Annotated in this window: 2 protein-coding genes; both read right to left on the reverse strand. The window is 76.1% G+C overall.

What is annotated here, in order from left to right; translation table 11 throughout:
• Nucleotides 1-40 precede the first annotated feature (40 nt).
• On the reverse strand, nucleotides 41-883 hold the full coding sequence (locus KMS84_RS38480) for an anti-sigma factor family protein (RefSeq protein WP_256921203.1): 843 nt from the start codon (nucleotides 881-883) through the stop codon (nucleotides 41-43).
• 70 nt (nucleotides 884-953) lie between these two features.
• Nucleotides 954-1,502 (reverse strand): RNA polymerase sigma factor, encoded by a 549-nt coding sequence (locus KMS84_RS38485; RefSeq protein WP_256921204.1) that lies wholly within the window; start codon nucleotides 1,500-1,502, stop codon nucleotides 954-956.
• Nucleotides 1,503-1,598 lie beyond the last annotated feature (96 nt).

Consider the following 1,598-nt stretch of genomic DNA (forward strand, 5'->3'; position numbering starts at 1 on the left):
GGGTCGGACCGGGGGCCCGCGTCGGGGCCGGAGGGCCGGGTCATACCGCGCCGCCGTCATGGAAACCGCCCAGGGGACGGGCGTCGAAGCGGTCCCGGCTCTGGTAGAGCAGGAGGGCGGCGAGGAGCGCCACGCACGCCGCGGCCGCCTGACCCGCCGCCGTGAAGGGCGCGAGCGTGCCGGGTGTCCGCGACGAGACGGCGGCGACGGCCAGCAGCGCCAGCCACCCCCCGCCGACCAGCGCGGGCGCGAGGACCGAACCCAGCCGGGTGCTCAGCGCGAGCCCCGTGCCGGTCAGGGCGAGCGCCGGCAGCAACCAGGCCAGGGCCAGCAGCCCGTACCCCGGAAGGGCCAACGAGGCCAGACCGTTGAAGACCAGCCCCGCGGTGAGCACCGCCACCGTGCGGATCATCAGCAGCCGGAAGCCGTGCAGCGGGGCGACCACCGCCATCTCGTACGTCGGGTCGAGCGACGGCCCGTACGACAGGGCGACCCCGGCGAGCGGGAGCAGCGGCGCGAGCGCGAGGAACAGCATCGGCTGATCCGCCACGCGCACCGCCAGGACCGTCATGACCAGCAGGAACAGCACCGAGAGCAGCCAGGAGCGGCGCAGCACCGGGGTCGCCGCGAGCAGCCGTGCGGTGTGCTCGGCCACGCCCAGCCGCGCCAGCAGCCGCTCGACCGGGCCCGGCCGCGGCGCGTCCAGCTCCGCGTCCAGCCGTTCCCAGGCGGCGTCCAGGGCGATCGGGTCGGCGGCCTCGGCGAGCCGGGCGCGGCACGGGGCGCACCCGGTGAGATGGGCGTCGGCCGACCACAGCAGGGGTGGTGCCAGCTCACCCTGCGCGTAGGCGCGCAGGTCGTCCTCCGCCACGTGCCACGTCATGCCGTGACCTCCCTCGACCGCTCGTCCTCGCCCGCGCGGACGCGCAGACCCGCCCCGCACACGTACCGCCTCATGCCAGCGCCTCCCGCAGTTGCTTGCGGGCCCGCAGAGCCCGCGTCTTGACGGTGCCGGGCGGGATGCCGAGCAGCACGGCCGCCTCCCGGGTGGTGAGCCCGTCGATGACGGTCGCTTGCAGAACGGCACGCAGCTCCGGCGAGAGGCGGGTGAGGGCCCCGGCGAGGTCCCCGTGCTCCACCCCCGCGAGCACGCGTTCCTCCGCCGAGGCCTCGTCGCGGTGGCGCAGCCGGGCCAGCGTCTGACGCAGCCGACCGCGCGCCCCGTCACCGCGCAGGGCGTCGACCAGACGGCGGGAGGCGATGCGCCACAGCCAGCCCGCCGCGTCGCCGGCGCCCTGCTCGCGGTGGCGGGCGGTGCCGCGCCACACGGCGAGGAAGGTCTCCTGGACGACGTCGTCGACTATCGCGGCGTCGGCGCACCTGCCGCGCATGCGCGCCGTCAGCCACGGGGCGTACCGGCGGTACAGCTCCTCGAAGGCGTGACGGTCCCGGTCTGCCGCGATGGCCCGCAGCAGCTCCCCGTCGCTTCTCGTTTCGCTCACATCTCCTCATCGCACGAGCCCCGCCCGTCGGTTCACGGTCGGGCCCACGATCTTTTCGGACCGCAGGCTCCCCACCCCCCGCCCACGTCCCGCGCC

Source organism: Streptomyces hilarionis, assembly GCF_024539675.1.
Taxonomy (GTDB): Bacteria; Actinomycetota; Actinomycetes; order Streptomycetales; family Streptomycetaceae; genus Streptomyces; species Streptomyces hilarionis.

Excerpts from the sequence above, each read along its gene's own strand:
- KMS84_RS38480 (WP_256921203.1), bottom strand. The coding sequence starts at position 883 with ATGACGTGGCACGTGGCGGAGGACGACCTGCGCGCCTACGCGCAGGGT.